Raw genomic sequence first — 20278 nt, 5'->3', positions numbered from 1 at the left:
TCAGGCCTGGCCTACCTTGCGTGCCAGTTCGACGGTGCGGTTGGCGTAGCCCCATTCGTTGTCATACCAGGCGTAGATTTTCACATGGGTGCCGTTGACCACCAGGGTGGACAGGGCATCGACGATGGAAGAGCGGGGGTCGGTCTTGTAGTCGATGGACACCAACGGGCGCTCTTCGTAGCCCAGAATGTCTTTCAATTCGCCCTCAGCCGCCTCTTTCAACAGTTGGTTGACGGTATCCCGGTCCGTCGGCGTTTCCACTTCAAACACGCAATCGGTCAGTGACGCATTGATCAGCGGAATCCGCACCGCGTGGCCATCCAGCTTGCCTTTCAGCTCCGGGAAGATCTCGATAATCGCCGTGGCGGAACCCGTGCTGGTGGGGATCAGCGAGCTACCACAGGCCCGGGCCCGGCGCAGATCCTTGTGGGGCGCATCGATGATGGTCTGGGTGTTGGTCAGGCTGTGAATCGTAGTCAGCGAGCCGTGCTTGATACCCAGTTTCTCGTGGATCACCTTCACCACCGGCGCCAGACAGTTGGTGGTGCAGGAGGCCGCGGTGATGATGCGGTCGTTGGCGGGGTCGAAGATGTCTTCGTTCACACCCATGACAATGTTCTTAGCACCCGGCTCTTTCACCGGGGCGGTGACCACCACCCGTTTGACACCCTGGTCCAGGTAACCCTGCAGCACAGCCACCTTCCTGTTCACACCGCTGGCTTCGATCACCAGGTCGCAGCCGGACCAGTCGGTCTCGGCGATGGCCTTGTTATGGGTTACCCGGATGCGCTGGCCGTCAATCAACATATCGTCATCATCGGCCATCGCTTCACGACTCCAGGTGCCGTGTACGCTGTCAAAGTTCAACAGGTGCGCCAGCGTGTGGGTGTCCGCGCCGGGATCGTTGATGGCGACGAATTCGAACTCTGGCCAGCCCCAGGCCGCCCGCAGCGCCAGCCGGCCAATGCGACCAAACCCGTTAATGCCTACTTTGATCTTGCTCATGATGTTCTCCTTGCGACCTTCGCGATCCGCATGTGCGATAAAGGATCAGGGGCACTGCACCGCCGGGCGATCCGCCATGGCCTGTAATCTGGCCAGCGGCTGCTTAATCAGTGCCGGGTTGTTAACGGCAGTTTCCTCCAGCACCCGCACCATCCAGTCTGGCAGGTGCGGACTAAGGTAATAATAGACCCATTGGCCCCGGCGCTCTGTTTCCAGCAAGCCAGCTTCACGCAGCGATGCCAGGTGGCGGCTGACTTTTGGCTGAGGCGCCTCAAACGCCGCCATCAATTCGCACACGCACAACTCACCCTGACGGTGGATCAACAGCGTGGCCGCAAGCCGGAGTTCATCTCCCAGGGCCTTGAACAGGGTCATCGGATTGTAATGGGCTTGACCTTTCATATTTACCGACCAATATATACGCTTATTCGAATATGCAGTTTTTCGCATATTAGTGTGACACAGTGATGACGTAAAGGATCGACGATCAACATGCCAACCGCGGATCTTCCCAATATTAAATCTGAGCTGTTCAATGCTCCCACGGCATCGAAGGTATTCGAGGCCCCGGCCTCCGAGCATCCAGCCCGGATTCTCTTGCTATACGGCTCCCTGCGCGAACGCTCGTTCAGCCGCCTGGCGGTGGAAGAATCCGCCCGCCTGCTGGAAGCCATGGGCGCAGAAACCCGTATCTTTAACCCCCGCGGCCTGCCCCTGGCCGATGCCGAAGACGCCAGCCATCCCAAGGTTCAGGAACTGCGGGAACTGGTGCAGTGGAGTGAGGGCATGGTGTGGTGCTCCCCGGAACGCCACGGCGCCATGACCGGCATCATGAAAACCCAGATCGACTGGATACCGCTGTCCCTGGGTGCGGTTCGGCCGACACAGGGCAAAACCCTGGCAGTGATGCAGGTATGTGGTGGCTCCCAGTCATTCAACGCCGTTAATCAGCTGCGGGTGCTGGGCCGGTGGATGCGCATGGTCACCATTCCGAACCAGTCCTCGGTGCCCAAAGCCTTCATGGAATTTGATGGCAATGATCGCATGAAGCCCTCGCCTTACTATGATCGCATCGTGGATGTCATGGAAGAGCTGGTAAAGTTCACCCTGCTGGTACGGGACCGCAGTGATTACCTCACCGACCGCTACTCCGAACGCAAGGAAAGCGCCGAAGAACTGTCGAAGCGTGTGAACCAACGTTCCATTTAAGGATATGCCATGAGCAGCAAAAGCGATGTGAACACGGTTGAAACCACTGACGGCGGCCTGGACCTGTTCGGGCGTTACCTGTCCGTGTGGGTGGCACTGGCCATTGTGGCCGGTGTAGCCCTCGGGCAGCTTGCCCCCTCGATTCCCGAGACCCTGTCCCGCTTTGAATACGCCCAGGTGTCCATCCCTATCGCCATCCTGATCTGGGCGATGATTTTCCCGATGATGGCGCAGATCGATTTCAGCGCCGTGGTCGGGGTGCGAAAAGAGCCGAAGGGCCTCGCCATCACCACTATCGTGAACTGGCTGATCAAACCCTTCACCATGTTCGCCATTGCCTGGTTTTTCCTGATGGTGGTGTTTAAACCCTGGATCGCCCCACAACTGGCCAGCGAATACCTGGCCGGCGCCATTCTACTGGGGGCTGCGCCCTGCACCGCCATGGTATTTGTCTGGAGTTACCTGACCAAAGGAGATGCCGCCTACACCCTGGTGCAGGTATCCCTGAACGACATCATCATGCTGTTCGCCTTTGCGCCCATTGTGGTCTTCCTGCTGGGGATTTCCGACATCCAGGTGCCCTGGGATACGGTGATTCTGTCGGTGGTCTTATACATCGTGATTCCCCTCACCGCCGGCTACCTGACCCGCCGGACCCTGATCGCCCGCCACGGCGAACAGTGGTACGACAACGTATTTATGAAACGCCTCAGCCCCGTGACGCCTGCCGCGCTGATCGTCACCCTGGTCTTGCTGTTCGCCTTCCAGGGTGAAGTCATTCTGCAAAATCCGTTGCACATACTGCTGATTGCGGTGCCACTGGTTATCCAGACCGTGTTTATCTTTCTGCTGGCCTATGGCTGGGCCCGGCTGTGGAACGTGCGCCACTGCATCGCCGCCCCAGGGGCCATGATCGGTGCCAGTAACTTCTTTGAGCTGGCAGTGGCGGCGGCCATCGCCCTGTTCGGCCTGAAATCCGGCGCAGCCCTGGCCACGGTGGTGGGCGTACTGGTGGAAGTGCCCTTGATGCTCGCCCTGGTGCGCATCGCCAATAACACCCGGGACAAGTTCCCGGCCTGAACGATTAAGCTGAACAGGCGCGTCGCTATCCGCGCCTGTTCAGCCGACAACCACCCTGCTAATATCGCGCTCGTTTTTTGAGCGTCGAACCCGTTAATCAGCACCACCGACCGGAATTAAAAGAATGGATATTTTCCAGGCCCTTTTCCTTGGCCTCCTCCAGGGACTGACCGAATTCCTGCCCATATCCAGCTCCGCCCACCTGATCCTGACACCGGCCTTCTTTGGCTGGGAAGACCAGGGCGTCGGCTTTGACCTGTCGGTGCACGTGGGCACACTGCTGGCGGTGGTGCTCTACTTCCGCCGGGATGTCTTCGGCATCGCCCGGGACGGCCTGATTTCCATGGGCCAGCGCAAAATCGTCGGCCAGGGCGCCCTGGCCTGGTACCTGGTGATCGGCACCATCCCCGCCGGCCTCGCCGGCCTGGCCCTGCTCGACATGATCGACAACGAACTGCGCGGCGCGTCGGTGATCTTCTTCACCACCCTGGTGTTCGGCATCCTGCTGGGCATCGCCGACTGGCTGCCCAAACGCCAGCGCACCATGGATTCCCTGAACTGGAAAGACGCCGTTATCGTTGGCGTCGCCCAGGCCATGGCTCTGGTCCCCGGCACCTCCCGCTCGGGCGTCACCATCACCGCCGGCCTGTTCCTTGGCATGACCCGGGAAACCGCCTCGCGGTTTTCCTTCCTGCTGGCGATTCCGATTATCGTGCTGGCGTCGGCGGTAAAACTGCTGGAAGTGGCAACATCCGACGTGATCGTGGACTGGAATGGCTTTCTGATCGGCGGCGTCACCTCGTTCCTGATGGCCATTACCGCCATCCACTTCTTCCTGAAGTGGCTGAACAAGGTGGGCATGTGGCCGTATGTGATCTACCGGATCATTCTGGCAGGTGTAATTTACGCGGTTCTGATGTAAACCGTTTTCTTTAAATTCTTGGCGGCCTGCACAGCACCAAGAGTGCCGGGTTGGGGTTGGCTTTCCAAAAATTTGTGGAGCCAGGGATGGCGGAACACAAGCGCCACAGGGACGTGCCGAAGGAGCGCTTTTTGGAAAGCCAACCCCAACCCGGCACCGCCTCCACACTTGGCGGGCTTCTATATCAGCAGGCCTCCAAAGGCGCATAAGCCAAAACAAGCCACTTGGCGCCCTCATCGAAGTTCACCTGCACGCGGGTGTGATGCCCGGTGCCCTCTGAGTTCATCACGATACCCTCGCCGAACTTCGGATGACGCACTCGCTGGCCCAAGCTGAAACCGGACTGCTGGGCCGAATCCTGGGCAAACAGACTCTCATTCGGTCGCTCCACCATCGCCGGCCGCGTCACCGTATTACGCAACCGCACCTCCTGCAGGCAGTCCCCCGGGATCTCCCGCACAAACCGGGACAGTGCGTGAAACTTCTCCTGACCATACAACCGACGGGATTCCGCGTAAGTAAGTACCAGCTTCTTCATGGCCCGGGTAATGCCCACATAAGCCAGGCGGCGCTCTTCCTCCATGCGCCCGGGCTCCTCCAGTGACATACTGTGCGGGAACAAACCTTCCTCAACACCTGCCAGGAACACCATCGGAAACTCCAACCCCTTGGCCGAATGCAGCGTCATCAACTGCACACTGTCCTCATGGGCATCGGCCTGTGATTCGCCGGCATCCAGCGCCGCCTGGGCAATAAACTCCGCCAGCGGATCTACGCCTTCTTCTACATCATAATCCGCCAGCGCGCTGACCAGTTCCTCCAGGTTCTCCACCCGGGCCTGACCCTTCTCGCCCTTCTCACTGGCGTGGTAATCCTTCAGGCCACTGGACTCTATGGCCTGCTTCATCAGCCCCTGCAGGGAAGCGTGCCCCGCCATTTCAGACAGCGTGTTGATGATCTCCATAAACTGCTGCAGGCCGGTTTTCGCCCGGCCCTTTACCTGGCCCGCGGCCAGTAACCGCTCGGACGATTCCCACAGGGAAATACCCTGGCCGGTGGCGTATTCACGAATTTCCTGCAGGCTCTTGGCACCAATGCCGCGGGTGGGAATATTCACCACCCGCTCAAAGGCGGCATCGTCCCGGTGGTAATGTACCAGGCGCAGGTAAGCCAGCGCGTTTCGGATTTCCTGACGGTCGTAGAACCGCAACCCGCCGTAAACTCGATAAGGAATACCCTGGCGCATCAGGGCTTCTTCGAGCACCCGGGACTGGGCATTGGAACGATAGAGAATGGCGCACTCGCTGCGCAGATTGCCCTCGCTGACCCAGGCCGAGATGGAATCGGCAATATAATTGGCTTCATCCTGCTCGTTGAACGCGGCGTACAGGCTGATCGGCTCACCTTCCACCCCGTCAGTCCAGAGTTCCTTGCCCAAACGCCCCTGGTTGTTGGCAATCACCGAGTTGGCGGCTTTCAGAATGGTCTTGGTGGAGCGGTAGTTCTGCTCCAGCCGGACCAGCCGGGAATTGGGGAAATCCCGCTGGTACTGCTGGATATTCTCGATCTTCGCGCCCCGCCAGCCGTAGATGGACTGGTCGTCATCGCCCACCACCGTCAGCGGCACCCGGTTGCTGGCCAGCACCTGAAGCCAGGCGTATTGAATGGTATTGGTGTCCTGGAACTCGTCCACCAGTATGTGCTGGAAGCGCTGCTGGTAGTGGCTCAACAATTCCGGCCGGTGCAGCCAGAGCTCGTGGGATCGCAGCAGCAGTTCACCAAAATCCACCAGGCCGCCCTGCTGGCAGAGCTTCTCGTACTGGCGGTAGATCTTCAGCATGGTATTGGTGAAGTGATCGCCCGGATTCTCCTGGATATGATCCGCCCGCAAGCCCTCATCTTTCTGGCTGTTGATGAACCACTGGGCCTGTTTCGGCGGCCACTGGCTCTCATCAATGCGATTTTCCCGCATCACCCGCTTGATCAGCCGCAACTGGTCGTCGCTGTCCAACACCTGGAAGTTTTCCGGCAAGCCGGCGTCTTTCCAGTGGGAACGAAGTAAACGATGGGCAATTCCGTGGAAGGTACCGATCCATAGGCCGCGGGTGGGAATCTGCATCATCTGCTCCACGCGATAACGCATTTCCTTGGCGGCCTTGTTGGTGAAGGTCACCGCGAGAATGGACGTGGGCGGCACCCGGTCAACCGACATCAACCATGCCATCCGGTGCACCAGCACCCGGGTTTTGCCACTGCCGGCACCGGCCAGCACCAGCAGATGGTCGTTCTGGGCGGTAACCGCTTCACGCTGGGCGTCGTTCAGGGAATCGATAATATGAGAGACATCCATGGAGCAAGGCTTCACTACTGGTTAAATTTACAGGACATTATATCAGCACAACGCAAAGACTTCCTTTCTGCCAGCCGCCCGACCACCGGAAAAATTTGAGGCATTTAACATCCACCTTGGTTCAGATCTCCTGCCGCCAGCCGATACATGCCTTAACACACTGACACATGAATTCTGTGTCATACGTTCAAAAAACGACCTAGAATCGCCCCCGACTAAAGTCTTAGGCCGGGCGGACAAGGACTACAACATACTTTCATCACTGAAGATTTCTCACAAACTGGCATTGCTGGTCACCGTTGCCATTGTTGCCTTTGTGGTCAGCCAGGCCTTTTCCATTGTCACCGAGCGCAATAACTCCGAACGCCTCAGCGAAGTTCGCGACCAGCTCTACCCCTCCCTGGAACTGTCCACGATCAACCGAGGTTTGCTGCAACTGATTGAAAACCAGATCAACACTGCCGTCACCACCGGTGATGATCAACAGATTGCCGCCACCAGGGAACAACTGGCAGAAATATCCGCCAATCTGGACCGCATCGCCACGCTGAACCCGGCTCTGCGTGATCAGGTGAAGGCCCTGAAATCCGAGCTGAACGGTTACTACAACACCGCCACCCGCATCGCCACCGCAATCATAGAAGGTACGGCGGATTTCAATCGCATTGGCCAGGAAGCCTCCGCCAACGCCGAGCGGTTGGCCGGACTGCGCTCTGATCTGGACGAGATGCGCAACGCCATGGAAAGCCGCCTGACCCAGGCCATTGACGACACCACGGCGGCCAGCAGCGAAGCCGCCACCGTCTCCGTGACGATCGTGGTGGTCGCCCTGGTTGTCCTGATTGCACTGAGCCTGATTATCGGTCGATCGGTCTCCGGCAGCCTGCAGCAAATCATCAGTTCCCTGCGGAACATGGCTTCTGGCGAAGGCGATTTGACCTCCCGCATCGAGTACACCGGCAAGGATGAACTCCGGGATCTGGTGGACCAGTTCAACCGCTTTGTTGAAAAACTGCATAAATCCTTTGCCACCATCCAGCAGGACATCGGTGAGCTTAACGGCGTCGCCACGCATCTGGGCAGCACCAGCCGTACCAATCTTGAACGCATCAGCCAGCAGGCCCAGGCCATCTCCTCCACCCGCAATTCCGTGGAAGAGCTGGTAAAAAGCGTTGAGGAAGTGGCGGGCTTTGCCTCCAGCGCCTCCGACCAGACCCAGGACGCATCCAAGTTTGCGACCACCGGGCAGCAGAAGGTCGAGGGCAACATACAGACCATCCAGCGACTGATGGCAGAAATCGAGAACACTGCCAGCCTGGTCAACCAGTTCGACGAGTTCTCCGTGAAGGTGGGCGGTCTGCTGGAAACCATTCAGACCGTGGCCGAGCAGACCAACCTGCTGGCCCTGAATGCCGCCATTGAAGCCGCCCGCGCCGGTGAACACGGCCGTGGCTTTGCCGTGGTCGCAGATGAAGTACGTGGCCTGGCGGTGCGCACCCACAAGGCCACGGAAGAAATCCAGCAGGTGATTTCAGAACTCTCCAAAGCCTCCGGCGCCGCCGTGCATTCCATGCAAGGCAGCGTAGACATGGCCAGGCAGGGCGTGGATGCCACCACCGAGTCTGGCGAGGTCCTGCGCAAGATTCTCGAGAATGTTCAGCAGATCAGCGAACTGAACGAGCAGATTGCCGCGGCCACCTATGAACAAAGCACCACCTTCAGCGAAGTCACTGGCCATATGGGCGACATGCATCGCAACGCCGAGGCCGTGATGGAAAGCACCGATGAGCTGGATACGGTCAGTCGCAAGATCCAGGACGTCAGTAATGGCTTGCAGAGCGTGGCCGGGCAGTTCCGCGTTTAAGTAAAACCCCAGAAAAAGGATACTCCTGATGAAGAGACTATTCTCTGCAGCGCCCCTGGCGCTCGCCATTGCCGCCACCCCGGCACTGGCCCAGAGCACCGAGGAAACCCTTGAGCGCATGCAGCAGCAGCTCAATGCCATGCAACAACAACTGAATTCCGCGAAAGATACTGGTGTTCGCTTTAACGGCTTTTTCAGCACCGGTTTTGCCCGGGCCAGCAACGATGCCGGTTACGCCGGAATCACCGACGAATCCGAAGTGGCGGATCTGAGCCTGTTCGCCCTGCAGGGCACCTTTGACGTCACACAGAAGAGCCAGATTGTGATGCAACTGGTCGGCCGGGGCGAAGATGACTGGGAACCCCAGGTGGAGTGGGCCTATCTGAGCCACCGCCCCACCAACAACCTGCAGATTCGGGCCGGCAAGATGCGGATTCCGTTCTTCATGTACTCCGACTCCCTGGAAGTCGGCTACGCCCAGCCGTGGGCCCGCCCGCCCCAGAGTGTGTATGGCCCGATTGCCGTGACCAGCTATGTCGGTGCGGATGCCAGCTACAACCTGAACTTCGACAACTCCTCGCTGACCGCAACCGGCTTCACCGGCTTTACCGATGAAGATGGAAACTCAGGCGATGTGCAGTTGCGTAATGTCGCTGGTGTGAACCTGACCTGGACCGACTATGTGTGGACGGTTCGTGGTGTGGCAGCGACCGCTGAGGCGGATATTGATGCGACTCGCCTTGCGGCACAGGCAGCAGCCGCTGGAGTAGTGGTCGACACCACACTCGCAGACGGAGACAGAGGTAATTTCTTTGGTCTGGGAGCGAGCTACGACGATGGTAGCTGGCAGATCATCGGCGAAGTGACCCGAGTCGAAGTTGACGGTCAATTTGCGGACACAGACTCAGCCTACCTGTCTGTGGGCCATCGATTTGGTGCTTGGACGCCTTACATCGCTACTGGCTGGACTGAGAGTAAAGACGACAATGAGCGCACTGGGCTGTTCATCAACGAACCAGCCCGACGCGTGGTTGTTCCCGAGTCCATCCTGAACTATCAACGCAACGAATACAGTATCGGTACGCGTTGGGACATCACGCCGGGCGTTGCTATCAAGGCTGACGTTACCCACGTTACCGGGTTACAAAAAGGGTTCGGCAACCTGAACACCCAACACATGCTGACCAGTGACACAGACAGCACCAACGTCTACACCCTCAAAATCGACTCGGCATTCTAAGGAGGCCCCATGAAAAAGCTTAGCCTGTTGTTTGCGGCCAGCTTGCTGGCAAGCCCTCTGGCCCTGGCCGAAGTCGTGGTGATCGGCAACCCATCCGGCCCGGACAGCATCAGCGCCAACGAAGTACGGGATCTGTATCTGAACCGCAGCAAAGCCCTGCCGAATGGCCAGAGCGCGAAGCCGTTTGAACTCCCGGAAGGCAATGCCACCCGTGCCGAGTTCCACGACAAGGTGACCGGCCGTAACGACGCCCAACTGAAGGCCTTCTGGTCCCAGCAGGTGTTCACTGGTCGTGGTCAGCCTCCGGCGGAAGCCGGCAGTGCTTCGGGCATGAAGGCCCAGGTCGCCTCCACACCAGGCGCCATCGGCTACATCGATTCCGCGGATGTGGACGACAGTGTCAAGGTTATCCTGACGCCCTGATCTCAGCCGTGCAGAGCGCAAAACGGCGAGCCCCGGCTCGCCTTTTTGCTGCTTGGGGAAACAGTCGCCTAGAAGCCTCTCGGCACAGTCTGGGCCTCCACAAATTCAAACAGCCCTTCCAGACCACCTTCCCGGCCAATACCCGAGGCTTTCATACCGCCAAATGGCGCCTCCGGCGTTGGTCCGGTACCGGTATTCCAGCCCACATGGCCAAACCTCAAACCGGCGGCTACCCGCTGGGCACGCTCGGCATCGGCGGTGAACACGTACGAGGCCAGACCAAACTCGGTATCGTTACCGGCTTCGATGACTTCTTCCTCGGTCCGGAACAGCGCCATGGGCACCAGCGGGCCGAAGGTTTCTTCCTGGTAACAGCGCATCTCCCGGTCCACGCCCTGCACCACCGTGGGCGGGAAGAACAGGCCATCACCCAGTTCCGCTGGCTGTTTGCCGGCCACCAGGCTGGCGCCCTTATCCAGGGCGTCCTGCAGGTGTCGTTTGACCTTATCAAAGCCTTGCTTGTTGATCAGCGGGCCAATGTCGATGCCATCGTTCATACCATCGCCCACGGTCATCTTGTTCACACGTTCCGCCAGCTTCTGACCAAAGGCATCCGCCACCTTCTCATGCACAAAGATACGGTTCGCGCAGACACAGGTCTGGCCGCCACCGCGGAACTTGTTGGCAATCAGGTTATCGGCGGCGGCCTCCAGGTCGGCATCGTCAAAGACGATGAACGGGGCATTGCCCCCCAACTCCAGTGCCAGCTTCTTCACCTGCTCGGCGGTGTCGACAATCAGTTTGCGGCCCACTTCTGTGGAGCCGGTGAAGCTGAGCATGGGTACGTCTTTGTGCTCACACAGCACCTTGCCGATCACGCTGGCCTTACCCATTACCAGGTTGACCATGCCATCCGGCAGGTCGAGTTTATCCATCACGCTGAAGAACGCGATCATGGTCAGCGGGGTTTCGCTGGCTGGCTTGATGACAGAAGGACAACCCGCTGCCAGGGCCGCCGAAAGCTTCTTGGCGATCATACCAATGGGGAAATTCCAGGGCACGATCAGGCCAGTCACGCCCACGGGCCGGTAGTGAACCGTCCAGGTGCAGTCCTTGGGCTTCTCCGGAATCGTGTGGGAATCAAGAGCGCTGATGTGCTTGGCACAGTAATCGAAGAAACCGGCGGCGTAATCCACCTCGCCCTGGGCTTCCTTCCAGGGCTTGCCATGCTCCATACACAGGATGCGGCCAATCTCTTCGCGGTTTTCTTTCAGGCCGTCACGAATATCCTCCAGCCACTTGCGGCGGGTTTCAATCGGCCAGGGATTGGTGAGCCGGAGCGCTGATTGTCCAGCCTCCACCGCTGCCACAACATCTTCCTCCGGCATCGACGGAACCTTGGCAATCACCGAGCCGGTGGCCGGGTTGTAAACGTCGAACGTGGCACCGCCGGCAGAGTCTTTCCAGCGCCCGCCAATGTAGCCTGTGAGGTTTTCCAGTAGTGGTGACTCGATCATCTCGGCTCCTCTTGCATGACTGGTGACGCCCCGGACCGGGGCGGAGTTCAAAAGCAACGCGTGCCTTTCATAGTGGATCCTGAGTGGCGGCCTGTAAAGTCAGGGGGAGATTTCCTGGCCGTCATTTTTGACCCGGGCGGGTGACTGCCTATACTCGAAGGAGAGTTTTTACAGGCTCTCCCTGACACCCCAAGGAGACGGATTCATGAAAGCATTTTTTCATCCGACGCAGGACCTGCACATCCCGAAAACCTATTTCACCCGTGGCCAGATGCGCCAGCCTCAGGAGGTGCCTGATCGCACCGGCCAGATGCTCGAAGGCCTGAAAGCCATGGGCATCCCGGTACTGCAGCCGGCCGACCAGGGCGCCGGCCCGATCTCCAAGGTGCACGACCTGGGTTACCTGCGATTCCTCGAATCCGCCCACCGGCGCTGGATGGAAATGGAAGACTGGGGCGACGAGGTAATGTCGAATATTTTCGTACGTTCCCCCAACGCCATGCGGGGCGTCCTGGCCGAAGCCGCCTGTTACCTGGCAGACGGCAGCTGCCCCATTGGCGAAAATACCTGGAAGGCGGCCTACTGGTCGGCCCAGACCGCCTTGGGTGCCGCCGACGCGCTGATCGCCGGAGAGCGCAACGCCTACGCTGTGTGCAGGCCACCAGGGCATCACGCCCGCAAGGATGCCGCCGGTGGATTCTGCTACCTGAACAACGCCGCCATCGCGGCCGAGCACTTGAAGAGCCGGTTCCCGCGAACGGTCATCCTGGACACCGACATGCATCATGGCCAGGGCATTCAGGAGATCTTCTACGACCGCAGCGACGTGCTGTACATCTCCATCCACGGCGACCCCACCAACTTTTATCCGGTGGTCAGCGGCTTCGAGGACGAACGTGGGGAAGGCGAAGGCTATGGCTACAACATCAACCTGCCCATGCCCCACGGCTCCAGCGAGGAGGATTTCTTCGCCAAACTGGATGAAGCCGTGGCCGCCATTCGCCTGTACCAGCCGGATGTGCTGATCCTGACCCTGGGTTTCGATATCTACAAGAACGACCCGCAGGCGAAAGTATCGGTGACTTCCGAAGGCTTCTGCCGGCTGAGCACGCACCTTCGTCAGCTGGGTTTACCCACGCTGGTGGTGCAGGAAGGCGGGTATGACCTGGACGCTCTCAGCGAGAACGTCCAGCAGTTTTTCAAGGGGTTGGAGGGCTGATCAGACCGCCGGGGCATACACCTTGATATTGCCATGCCCCTCTGCCTTCAGGTGGCCGGCGTGCATGCGGCTCATGGTGCCCCGGTCACAGTACAGCAGGTACTGGCGGTTGCCCGGCAGTTCCGCCACCTGCTGATTCAGCTCGTAGAAAGGAATCTTGAGCACGTCGTTGTTGGTCAGGGTCAGTGGCGAGCGTTCTTCTTCAGACGGGTGGCGAACGTCGATAATCACGTCATCTACCGACGGCGTCTGGATCAACTCCACCTCTTCCGGCGTCTGGGTGCTGTCCAGGAGCTGGCTGACCATGGTGTCGGTACGGTTAGCGATGGCATCGGCCAGGGCGGCCGGGTCCATGTTCGCCTCTTCTTCCTCCACGCGATGCAGCCTGGCACGGGTGACCGGCTTGCTGGAAATCACGCCGCAATACTCCGGCATGTTGCGGGCAAACGGCTCGGTACCGATGTCCTTGGCAATTCGAATGATTTCCTGCTTGTCCATCGCGATCAGCGGGCGCAGCACCACCTCGTCACTGGCACGGTCCACCACATTCAGGTTGGTCAGGGTCTGGCTGGAGACCTGGGCCACCGCATCGCCCATGACCAGCCCAGAGGCGTTGTAATCCCGGGCGATCTCGGCAGCGGCCTTGAGCATCATCCGTTTGAGCACCACGCCCCAGTGGCGATGGTTGACCGAGCGCATGATCTCGGCGACCACACCCTCAAACGGCACAGAAATAAACTTGACGTTGTGGGACGAACCATAACGCTCCCACAGGTAGTGAGCCACCTGGCGCACGCCCACTTCATGGGCCGCACCGCCCAGGTTAAAGAACAGATAATGACTGCGAATACCACGGCGCATCATCAGGTAGGCAGCCACCGACGAGTCGTAGCCGCCGGAAATCAGCGTCATCACCGTTTCTACCGTCCCCAGCGGATAACCGCCAAGACCCTCGTGGCGACGATGGGCAATGTGGTAGCTGTCGTCCTTTACCTCAATACGAACTTCCAAATCCGGTGATTTCAGATCTACGCCTTTGGCGCCGGAGCCCTGCAACAACGCCGCACCCACCGAACGCTCCAGGTCAATGGAACGGAAATCATGATCGCCATGGCGGCGGGCGCGAACGGCAAACGTCTTGCCTTTCAGGCGTTCGGCATAGGCCTGCACCGCCTTTTCGCCCACATCGTCAAGATCGACAAACGGAAACACCCCGATCTCCTGGATGGTCGAGATGCCGGGAATGCGCACCAACTCATCAATCACCGGGCCGGCAAGGCTGCGGCCATCGGGCACATCCACGTCCACCCGGTCCCAGCTGCCATCCACACGGATCTCCGGATCCAGCCGGGCCAGTAATTTACGGATATTCTGCCGCAACTGGCGCATCTGCTGCTGGCGAACGGGTTTACTCTTGATAGCCACTTCCGGGGCGGGACGAATCAGCAATTTCATAAAAAAGACTTTGATCGGAATAACGTCGGGTGGCGTAAAAGCCAGAAAGGCCTTAGTGTACCCTTTCGCCAGACTGGCTCAAAATCCGTCATTGCCGAAACCATCAGGAGCTTCACCAACGATGACTGAAACCACCATGAATGCCCTGGTCTCCCCCGAGGGCAGCCTCGAGATCCTTTCCAACTACGAGGTAAACCGGCTCAAGGACAAGAGCGAGGGTGGTCTGTATCGCCTGTTCCGTCAGTGTGCACTGGCCGTGCTCAATACCGGCGTCGAAACCGACGACTGTAAGGAATTGATGGAAGCCCACGCCGATTTCGATGTACGGCTGGTGCCCCAGCCCCGGGGGCTGAAACTGGAACTGATCAATGCGCCCGGCCACGCCTTTGTGGACGGCGAAATGCTACGCGCCATCCGGGAACACCTGTTTTCTGTGCTGCGCGATATCGTTTACAGCCACTCCCTGCCCAACAGCGTGGCGGGCTTCCGCAAAGACAACCCCGAAGACCTAACGAATCTGGTGTTCCACATTCTGCGCAACGCCAGGGTACTGGAGGCGGGGCGTCAGCCAGACCTGGTGGTGTGCTGGGGCGGCCATTCCATCAGCCACGACGAATACCAGTACAGCAAGGATGTCGGGCACCAGTTGGGGCTGCGCGGCCTGAGTATCTGCACCGGTTGCGGCCCGGGCGCCATGAAAGGCCCGATGAAAGGCGCCACCATCGGCCACGCCAAGCAACGGGTGAAGAATGGCCGTTACATCGGCATTACTGAGCCGGGCATTATCGGTGCCGAGGCGCCCAACCCGATTGTAAACGAGCTGGTGATCATGCCGGATATCGAGAAGCGTCTCGAGGCCTTTGTTCGCTGTGGCCATGGTGTGATTGTATTCCCGGGCGGCGTAGGCACCGCAGAGGAGATTCTGTACCTGCTCGGCATTCTGCTGCACCCGGACAACGTTGACCTGCCTTTCCCGGTGGTGTTTACCGGCCGCCAGGAAAATGCCGAATACTTCGAAATGATCGACAAGTTTATCCGCAACGCCCTGGGCGATGAGGCTGCCAGCAAATACGAGATCATCATCGATGATCCGATACGGGTCGCCCAGACCATGAAGCAGGGCATGAAAGACGTGGAGACCTTCCGCCGCGCCATGCAGGATGCCTACTACTTCAACTGGATGCTGAAGATAGATCCGGTATTCCAGCTACCGTTCGAGCCGAACCATGACAACATGCGGGCTCTGGAACTGCATCGCGATCAACCGGTTCACCTGATTGCGGCGAATCTGCGCAAAGCGTTCAGCGGGATTGTGGCGGGTAACGTGAAGGAAAGCGGAATCCGGCAGGTGCAGGAGAAAGGGCCGTTTGAAATCGCCGGTGACCCGACGCTGATCAAGCCTCTGGAGGCCATGCTGGAGCAGTTTGTGGCGCAGAACCGGATGAAACTACCCGGGTCCTCAGCCTACCGTCCGAGCTATCGCATTGTCAGTGGTGCGGCCTGAGCCGCAGCACTGACAAACACAACGCCTTACTTGCCGCCGTCGGCCGGCAGGCTGGCGTAGAAAGCTGCCAGGTTGGCAATGTCAGCATCGCTCAGGGCTGTGGCCTGACCCTGCATCACCGGAGCCTGTCCGCCCTGACGCTGGCCTGCCTTGTAAGCCTTCAGAGCTGCAACCAGGTACTGCTCTTTCTGGCCAGCCAGGTTCGGATAGATGGGCACCTGAGAGATACCGTTCTGGCCATGGCACGCGGCACAAACGGCGGCCTTGGCCTTACCAGCTTCGATGTCACCGGCGGCCATGGAAGCGACCGGTACCATCGCGCCAGCTGCGAACAGGCCCGCTACTGCAAGATGCTTCAGATTCATTGTGTTAACCCTCTCATCGTTTTAACGTTCACATTCCGGCATAAAACCGGTCAGTAACTCAGGTTTCACTTATAGCACACCCGCCCGTGAGCTCAAATGTGATAGATCAAGGACTTTCGTGCGACCATAGTCCTCTTTTACGCCTGAGCATTGTGAACGACAGTACGAACAAACCACAAATACCCAATCAGAGATACCACCGGAGAACCAAGCCATGCCAGTTGAGGTACAGGAGCTCCCCTGCCGGGAAGGACACATCGGCCTGCTCACCCTGAACGAGCCGGGCACACTCAATGCCCTGACCGAGGAGATGGTCAACCAGGCACAGCAGGCGCTGGCGCAATGGGCGGAGGATTCCCGTATCTGCCTGGTGGTTCTGCAGGGGGCGGGAGACCGGGCGTTCTGTGCCGGAGGCAACATCCGGGCCCTGTACCCGGCACTGACCGGCGATGGCGATAAAGCCGCACCCGCGCGGTTCTTTGCGGCGGAATACCGTCTCGACTTTACCCTGCACCGGTTCCCCAAGCCGGTGGTGGGCATGGCCGGCGGCATTGTCATGGGCGGGGGCCTGGGCTTGCTGGCGGCCTGCCGTTACCGGTTAATCTACCCGAATGTCACCATGGCAATGCCCGAGATCAGCATCGGTCTGTTCCCCGATGTGGGCGCGAGCTGGTTCCTGAACCGTCTCCCGGGCCGGCTCGGATTGTTTATGGGTCTGACTGGCGCTCGACTGAATGTCGCCGACGCCTTGCGAGTGGGCCTGGCTGATATGGTGATCGAAGCAGACCAGAGCAGCGCTCTGCTTGAACGGCTGCAGGAGGAACGCTGGAGCGGTGAAACCGCCGCCGACGACAACCGCCTGTTCCGCCTGCTGAACCAGCTGGAAGCGCTGGATTACCGCACGCTGGCTCCGGGGCACCTGGAACAGCACGAACAGACCATCGCACGCCTGAGTGCAGGCGATGAGCTACCGGCCATCGTTGAAAAACTGGGGAATTCGGAGAGTACCGACCCCTGGTGGCAGGCGTGCATCCATACCCTGAAGACCGGCTGCCCGGTCACCGCCTGGCTGATCTGGCACCAGATACAGAAAGGCCAGCAGATGTCGTTGAAAGATGTGTTCCGTATGGAGCTGGCCATGGCCGAAGAGTGCACCCGGAGACCCGATCTGGCCGAGGGCATTCGCGCCCTGCTGGTCGACAAGGACCGCGCCCCAGAGTGGTCTTATCCCTCGGTTGCCGAAGTGCCGCAAGAGGTGGTTGAACGGCATTTTCAGCCGGCGTGGGATGACACGACCGACCCAATGATGCTGGACAGCCTCTGACTCAGCGGGCGGCGCCCGCCTGCACCAGCAGCATTTCAAGATCCTGATTGTTGCTGGCGCGGGCAAGATCGAGAGCGGTGGTGCCATCCGCCCGGCGATAGTGCACATCGGCACCGGCCGCCAGAAGCATCTCGGCGGTCAGAAGGTCACCACTGGCCACCACTTTCATCAACAGGGATTCGCCACCCTGGCTGACGTTCACGTTGGCGCCCGCCGCCAGCAAGGCCCGGACCACCGCAAGATGACCATTTTCAGCAGCCTGGATAACCGCGGTATTGCCGTCGGCACTGCGTGCATTCACCTCTGCGCCCGCAGCCAGTAACAACCGGACAATGCGGCGGTTACCGTTGGTGGCCGCCACCATAAGCGGGGTTTGCTCCGCTCCGGCCTGGGCATCCGGCCTTACCCCCCTGGACAGCAGCTCAAGTACCGCCCGATCCTCATTGGCGCGCACCGCAGCCATCAGTTCCTCCGGGCCGGCACCGGCCTCTCCGGTTTCAGGTGCTGACCCGGTTGTACTGCATCCGGCCAGCAGCGTCAGTGCCAGGAAAAATACCAGGTGGAAATAGCTGCTCGCGTCCCTGCCCATGTCGGAAGTCTCTTGTTTGCGTTTTGCAGCTATTCTGCTCAGCCAGTCACCGGAATTAAATCGAACCGGTCACAACTCCGCCTCGTTTTGCAGAAGTTCTCGAGCCAGCAATCGCAGTTGCGTTTCTGCGTCTCGCTGGCCCCGGCAAAGCCCGGCATCCTGCAACTGTGCCCAGGACCAGCCCTGCAATACGGCACGACACCAGAGCATTGCCTCCGGATGGCTTTGAATTCGTTGAGGCATACCCTTGCAGACAGAAAGCCCCTGCAAGACCGGCAAAGTGAGTTCAAATCCGCGAAAGCCATACGCAAAGTGGGTCAGATCCCGCCGATCATCGTCATCTAGCCATACCTGTGAGGGCAAAGCTTCGGAGACGGCCAGCAACAGCTCATGGTCCAGCTGAGGCCAATGGCGGGGCACCAGAGCTAGCCAGTGTCTGGCGAAACGGGTGCTCAGCTGTTGCTGAAGTTGCTGCCCCGGCTCAGAGGTGCCCATCAGCATTTGCAGGGAAAACTCTCCGGTGGACGCCTCCTGGCTCAGACCCATACGCACGATGCGCAGGCCACATCGGTGCCAGAACGCCAACAAACCCGGTTCGCCGCCAAAGCTGGTACCCAATGCATCCATTCCATCCTGAACACAGGCCTCACGGGCAGCCGCCACCAGCCGTTGGCCGACCCCAAGCCTGCGTGCCGATTCCGCCACCGCTACGCGGACCACTCGAAGGGTTTTCAGGGTAGCGGCAGTGGGCATCCCCCCATGATTGGCCAGTGACTGGGCCAGCAGATGGCCCCTGAGCCGCCGTTTTCCGGCGACAATCTCATCCGCCAGCTCCGGAGCCAGGCCTCCCTCTGTGGACGCCCAGAGCACGCCGATGGTCTGCCCCTTCACACTGGCGCGCCAGGTCAGCGCGACGGGGTCATCAAGCCACTGCCGTAGATCGCCGGGCGTGGTCCGGTAATGAGCATTGACCAGCAGACCAAAGGCCTCCGCCAGGGTCTGTTCGCTGGCCGCGGCAGGTTGCCAGCGTTCAATGCGCACGTCGCCGGTGACAACCGATTCCGGCTCCGGCGCATCCGCCGACAACAGATACAGCTGGAAGATCAGCCGCTCCAACGGGTCGCCTTCTGCCCAGCGAATGGGCTCACGAACGCTGACTGCGCGCCAGTGCGGGGTTTCCTGCTCCAGAATCTGTCGGAAACGCAAGGCAAAGCCCCGGCCGGTACCTTCATAGCCATGCACCGTACTGGCAAACACCACCCTCGGCCAGCCCAGCAATACGGCTTTCAACCACTGGGCCGGCAAACCCGCCGCTTCATCAACCAAGACCACTTCCGCCTCCGGCCGCTGCGACAGCAACTCCTGTGGCGGCAGAAAGCACAACTCATGACCGGACCGGGTGGTCAGTTGAGTCGGCGTATCCATTGCCAGAGCATCACCCAGTTCCTGCCGGGCGTGAGCGAACAGGGTAGCCACGTTATCCGCCGAAGGCGCCGTCACCAGCACCCGTTTCCGGCCTGATTCGAGCAAGCGAGCAGCAGCGATGCCAAGTGCCGCAGATTTGCCGCGCCCACGATCGGCAGTAATCACCAGCGGCCGTCGGCGGCGGCCCTGGCCAGTGCGCACAATGTCGGCAACCAGAGCCTGCTGCTCGGCCGTCTGCCCGGGTTGAAAGCCCGCCCTGCCCGGTTCCGGCCGGTTAAGATCAGGCACGCTGGCATCTTCCGCCACAAGCCTAATGACATCGGGATCTTCGGCCAGTATCGCCGCCAACCGGGCAGCAAAGGGATGAGCACTCGTCCGATCCAGCCCGGTTCGGCCATAGTCCGGATCGTCAAAGTCCGACCACTGCGCCAGCGGGGGCATCAACCAGAACAGCAATCCACCGGCCCGTAATGTGCCGGACAGTGCCGCAAACGCGTCCGGAGACGTTCCCTCCCAGCCATCCCAGACCAGAACTGGCAACTCCTGCCCCAGTACGCGCCGGTAATCTTTGGCACGGATATGGCCAAGCCCGGCCATGATCGCATCCTGTTCACGACCGACCCATAGCCCCTGCGCGGCCGACAATTCCGGCAAGAGCCCGGCGACCTGGGCTATCGCAGCCTGCCGATCACCCTCAACCAATACCAGCCGGCGATGGCCGCGAGCTGCCAGGATTTGCTGGAACCCGCGCCAGCCTGAGGCGATTGTCTCGGTTTTATCATTCACG

17 protein-coding genes are annotated in these 20278 nt (G+C 59.8%); 9 read left to right on the top strand and 8 right to left on the bottom strand.

Features of this window, described 5'->3' with window-relative positions; translation table 11 throughout:
• Complete coding sequence (locus B3Y70_RS10455; protein WP_278351003.1) at positions 1-1005, bottom strand: ArsJ-associated glyceraldehyde-3-phosphate dehydrogenase; 1005 nt, start codon at positions 1003-1005, stop codon at positions 1-3.
• Between the two features lie 45 nt (positions 1006-1050).
• A complete protein-coding gene (locus B3Y70_RS10450; protein ID WP_022993220.1) occupies positions 1051-1407 on the bottom strand; it encodes a metalloregulator ArsR/SmtB family transcription factor in 357 nt (118 codons plus the stop codon).
• A gap of 90 nt (positions 1408-1497) precedes the next feature.
• Between B3Y70_RS10450 and arsH the strand changes: the two genes are divergently transcribed.
• The 3 genes from arsH to B3Y70_RS10435 all read left to right on the top strand — a co-directional run bounded on the left by arsH (position 1498) and on the right by B3Y70_RS10435 (position 4216).
• Complete coding sequence (gene arsH, locus B3Y70_RS10445) at positions 1498-2214, top strand: arsenical resistance protein ArsH (protein WP_022993221.1); 717 nt, start codon at positions 1498-1500, stop codon at positions 2212-2214.
• Positions 2215-2223: 9 nt separating this feature from the next.
• Positions 2224-3294: an ACR3 family arsenite efflux transporter gene (gene arsB, locus B3Y70_RS10440; RefSeq protein ID WP_228224180.1), complete on the top strand. Its 1071-nt coding sequence runs from the start codon at positions 2224-2226 to the stop codon at positions 3292-3294.
• Positions 3295-3418: 124 nt separating this feature from the next.
• On the top strand, positions 3419-4216 hold the full coding sequence (locus B3Y70_RS10435) for an undecaprenyl-diphosphate phosphatase (RefSeq protein WP_023012092.1): 798 nt from the start codon (positions 3419-3421) through the stop codon (positions 4214-4216).
• Between the two features lie 184 nt (positions 4217-4400).
• Here the strand turns inward: B3Y70_RS10435 and uvrD are convergent, their stop codons facing one another.
• Entirely contained in the window at positions 4401-6566 is a 2166-nt protein-coding gene (uvrD, locus tag B3Y70_RS10430) for a DNA helicase II (RefSeq protein WP_022993223.1), read from the bottom strand.
• 286 nt (positions 6567-6852) lie between these two features.
• Between uvrD and B3Y70_RS10425 the strand changes: the two genes are divergently transcribed.
• From B3Y70_RS10425 to B3Y70_RS10415, 3 genes are read left to right on the top strand one after another with little or no spacing between them, the layout of a single operon-like run.
• Positions 6853-8430, top strand: coding sequence for a methyl-accepting chemotaxis protein (locus tag B3Y70_RS10425; RefSeq protein ID WP_273031711.1), 1578 nt, complete (start codon positions 6853-6855; stop codon positions 8428-8430).
• Between the two features lie 28 nt (positions 8431-8458).
• The gene (locus B3Y70_RS10420; RefSeq protein ID WP_273031709.1) at positions 8459-9670 is read left to right on the top strand and encodes a hypothetical protein; all 1212 of its coding nucleotides are present in this window, start codon (positions 8459-8461) and stop codon (positions 9668-9670) included.
• A 9-nt stretch (positions 9671-9679) separates the two neighbouring features.
• Positions 9680-10093 (top strand): substrate-binding domain-containing protein, encoded by a 414-nt coding sequence (locus tag B3Y70_RS10415; RefSeq protein ID WP_011787053.1) that lies wholly within the window; start codon positions 9680-9682, stop codon positions 10091-10093.
• A 68-nt stretch (positions 10094-10161) separates the two neighbouring features.
• Here B3Y70_RS10415 and B3Y70_RS10410 read toward each other — a convergent pair whose 3' ends face one another.
• Positions 10162-11610 carry an NAD-dependent succinate-semialdehyde dehydrogenase gene (locus tag B3Y70_RS10410; protein ID WP_199452847.1) on the bottom strand — a complete coding sequence of 483 codons (1449 nt, stop codon included), beginning with the start codon at positions 11608-11610 and terminating at the stop codon, positions 10162-10164.
• A gap of 205 nt (positions 11611-11815) precedes the next feature.
• On the opposite strand from B3Y70_RS10410, the gene B3Y70_RS10405 reads away from it, so the two are divergent.
• Positions 11816-12829, top strand: a complete 1014-nt coding sequence (locus B3Y70_RS10405; RefSeq protein ID WP_199452845.1) for a histone deacetylase family protein — start codon at positions 11816-11818, stop codon at positions 12827-12829.
• Here B3Y70_RS10405 and thiI read toward each other — a convergent pair whose 3' ends face one another.
• On the bottom strand, positions 12830-14284 hold the full coding sequence (gene thiI, locus B3Y70_RS10400) for a tRNA uracil 4-sulfurtransferase ThiI (RefSeq protein WP_023012098.1): 1455 nt from the start codon (positions 14282-14284) through the stop codon (positions 12830-12832).
• A gap of 121 nt (positions 14285-14405) precedes the next feature.
• Between thiI and ppnN the strand changes: the two genes are divergently transcribed.
• Positions 14406-15788, top strand: a complete 1383-nt coding sequence (ppnN, locus tag B3Y70_RS10395; protein WP_011787057.1) for a nucleotide 5'-monophosphate nucleosidase PpnN — start codon at positions 14406-14408, stop codon at positions 15786-15788.
• Between the two features lie 26 nt (positions 15789-15814).
• Here the strand turns inward: ppnN and B3Y70_RS10390 are convergent, their stop codons facing one another.
• A complete protein-coding gene (locus B3Y70_RS10390) occupies positions 15815-16153 on the bottom strand; it encodes a c-type cytochrome (RefSeq protein WP_206853750.1) in 339 nt (112 codons plus the stop codon).
• 214 nt (positions 16154-16367) lie between these two features.
• Here B3Y70_RS10390 and B3Y70_RS10385 point away from each other — a divergent pair, with 214 nt between their 5' ends.
• The gene (locus tag B3Y70_RS10385; protein ID WP_288589758.1) at positions 16368-17477 is read left to right on the top strand and encodes an enoyl-CoA hydratase/isomerase family protein; all 1110 of its coding nucleotides are present in this window, start codon (positions 16368-16370) and stop codon (positions 17475-17477) included.
• A gap of 1 nt (position 17478) precedes the next feature.
• On the opposite strand, the gene B3Y70_RS10380 is transcribed toward B3Y70_RS10385, so the two are convergent.
• Entirely contained in the window at positions 17479-18066 is a 588-nt protein-coding gene (locus tag B3Y70_RS10380; protein ID WP_113879103.1) for an ankyrin repeat domain-containing protein, read from the bottom strand.
• 69 nt (positions 18067-18135) lie between these two features.
• The gene (locus tag B3Y70_RS10375; protein WP_288589757.1) at positions 18136-20277 is read right to left on the bottom strand and encodes a tRNA(Met) cytidine acetyltransferase TmcA; all 2142 of its coding nucleotides are present in this window, start codon (positions 20275-20277) and stop codon (positions 18136-18138) included.
• Position 20278: the final 1 nt, after the last annotated feature.

Source organism: Marinobacter sp. UBA5687 (genome assembly GCF_002420325.1).
Classification (GTDB): Bacteria; Pseudomonadota; Gammaproteobacteria; order Pseudomonadales; family Oleiphilaceae; genus Marinobacter; species Marinobacter nauticus.
This window is presented reverse-complemented; position numbering and strand designations above follow the sequence as displayed.

Excerpts from the sequence above, each read along its gene's own strand:
- arsH (WP_022993221.1), top strand. The coding sequence starts at position 1,498 with ATGCCAACCGCGGATCTTCCCAATATTAAATCTGAGCTGTTCAATGCT.
- arsB (WP_228224180.1), top strand. The coding sequence starts at position 2,224 with ATGAGCAGCAAAAGCGATGTGAACACGGTTGAAACCACTGACGGCGGC.
- uvrD (WP_022993223.1), bottom strand. The coding sequence starts at position 6,566 with ATGGATGTCTCTCATATTATCGATTCCCTGAACGACGCCCAGCGTGAA.
- B3Y70_RS10415 (WP_011787053.1), top strand. The coding sequence starts at position 9,680 with ATGAAAAAGCTTAGCCTGTTGTTTGCGGCCAGCTTGCTGGCAAGCCCT.
- B3Y70_RS10455 (WP_278351003.1), bottom strand. The coding sequence starts at position 1,005 with ATGAGCAAGATCAAAGTAGGCATTAACGGGTTTGGTCGCATTGGCCGG.
- ppnN (WP_011787057.1), top strand. The coding sequence starts at position 14,406 with ATGACTGAAACCACCATGAATGCCCTGGTCTCCCCCGAGGGCAGCCTC.
- B3Y70_RS10405 (WP_199452845.1), top strand. The coding sequence starts at position 11,816 with ATGAAAGCATTTTTTCATCCGACGCAGGACCTGCACATCCCGAAAACC.
- B3Y70_RS10420 (WP_273031709.1), top strand. The coding sequence starts at position 8,459 with ATGAAGAGACTATTCTCTGCAGCGCCCCTGGCGCTCGCCATTGCCGCC.
- B3Y70_RS10410 (WP_199452847.1), bottom strand. The coding sequence starts at position 11,610 with ATGATCGAGTCACCACTACTGGAAAACCTCACAGGCTACATTGGCGGG.
- thiI (WP_023012098.1), bottom strand. The coding sequence starts at position 14,284 with ATGAAATTGCTGATTCGTCCCGCCCCGGAAGTGGCTATCAAGAGTAAA.
- B3Y70_RS10380 (WP_113879103.1), bottom strand. The coding sequence starts at position 18,066 with ATGGGCAGGGACGCGAGCAGCTATTTCCACCTGGTATTTTTCCTGGCA.
- B3Y70_RS10435 (WP_023012092.1), top strand. The coding sequence starts at position 3,419 with ATGGATATTTTCCAGGCCCTTTTCCTTGGCCTCCTCCAGGGACTGACC.
- B3Y70_RS10390 (WP_206853750.1), bottom strand. The coding sequence starts at position 16,153 with ATGAATCTGAAGCATCTTGCAGTAGCGGGCCTGTTCGCAGCTGGCGCG.
- B3Y70_RS10385 (WP_288589758.1), top strand. The coding sequence starts at position 16,368 with ATGCCAGTTGAGGTACAGGAGCTCCCCTGCCGGGAAGGACACATCGGC.
- B3Y70_RS10450 (WP_022993220.1), bottom strand. The coding sequence starts at position 1,407 with ATGAAAGGTCAAGCCCATTACAATCCGATGACCCTGTTCAAGGCCCTG.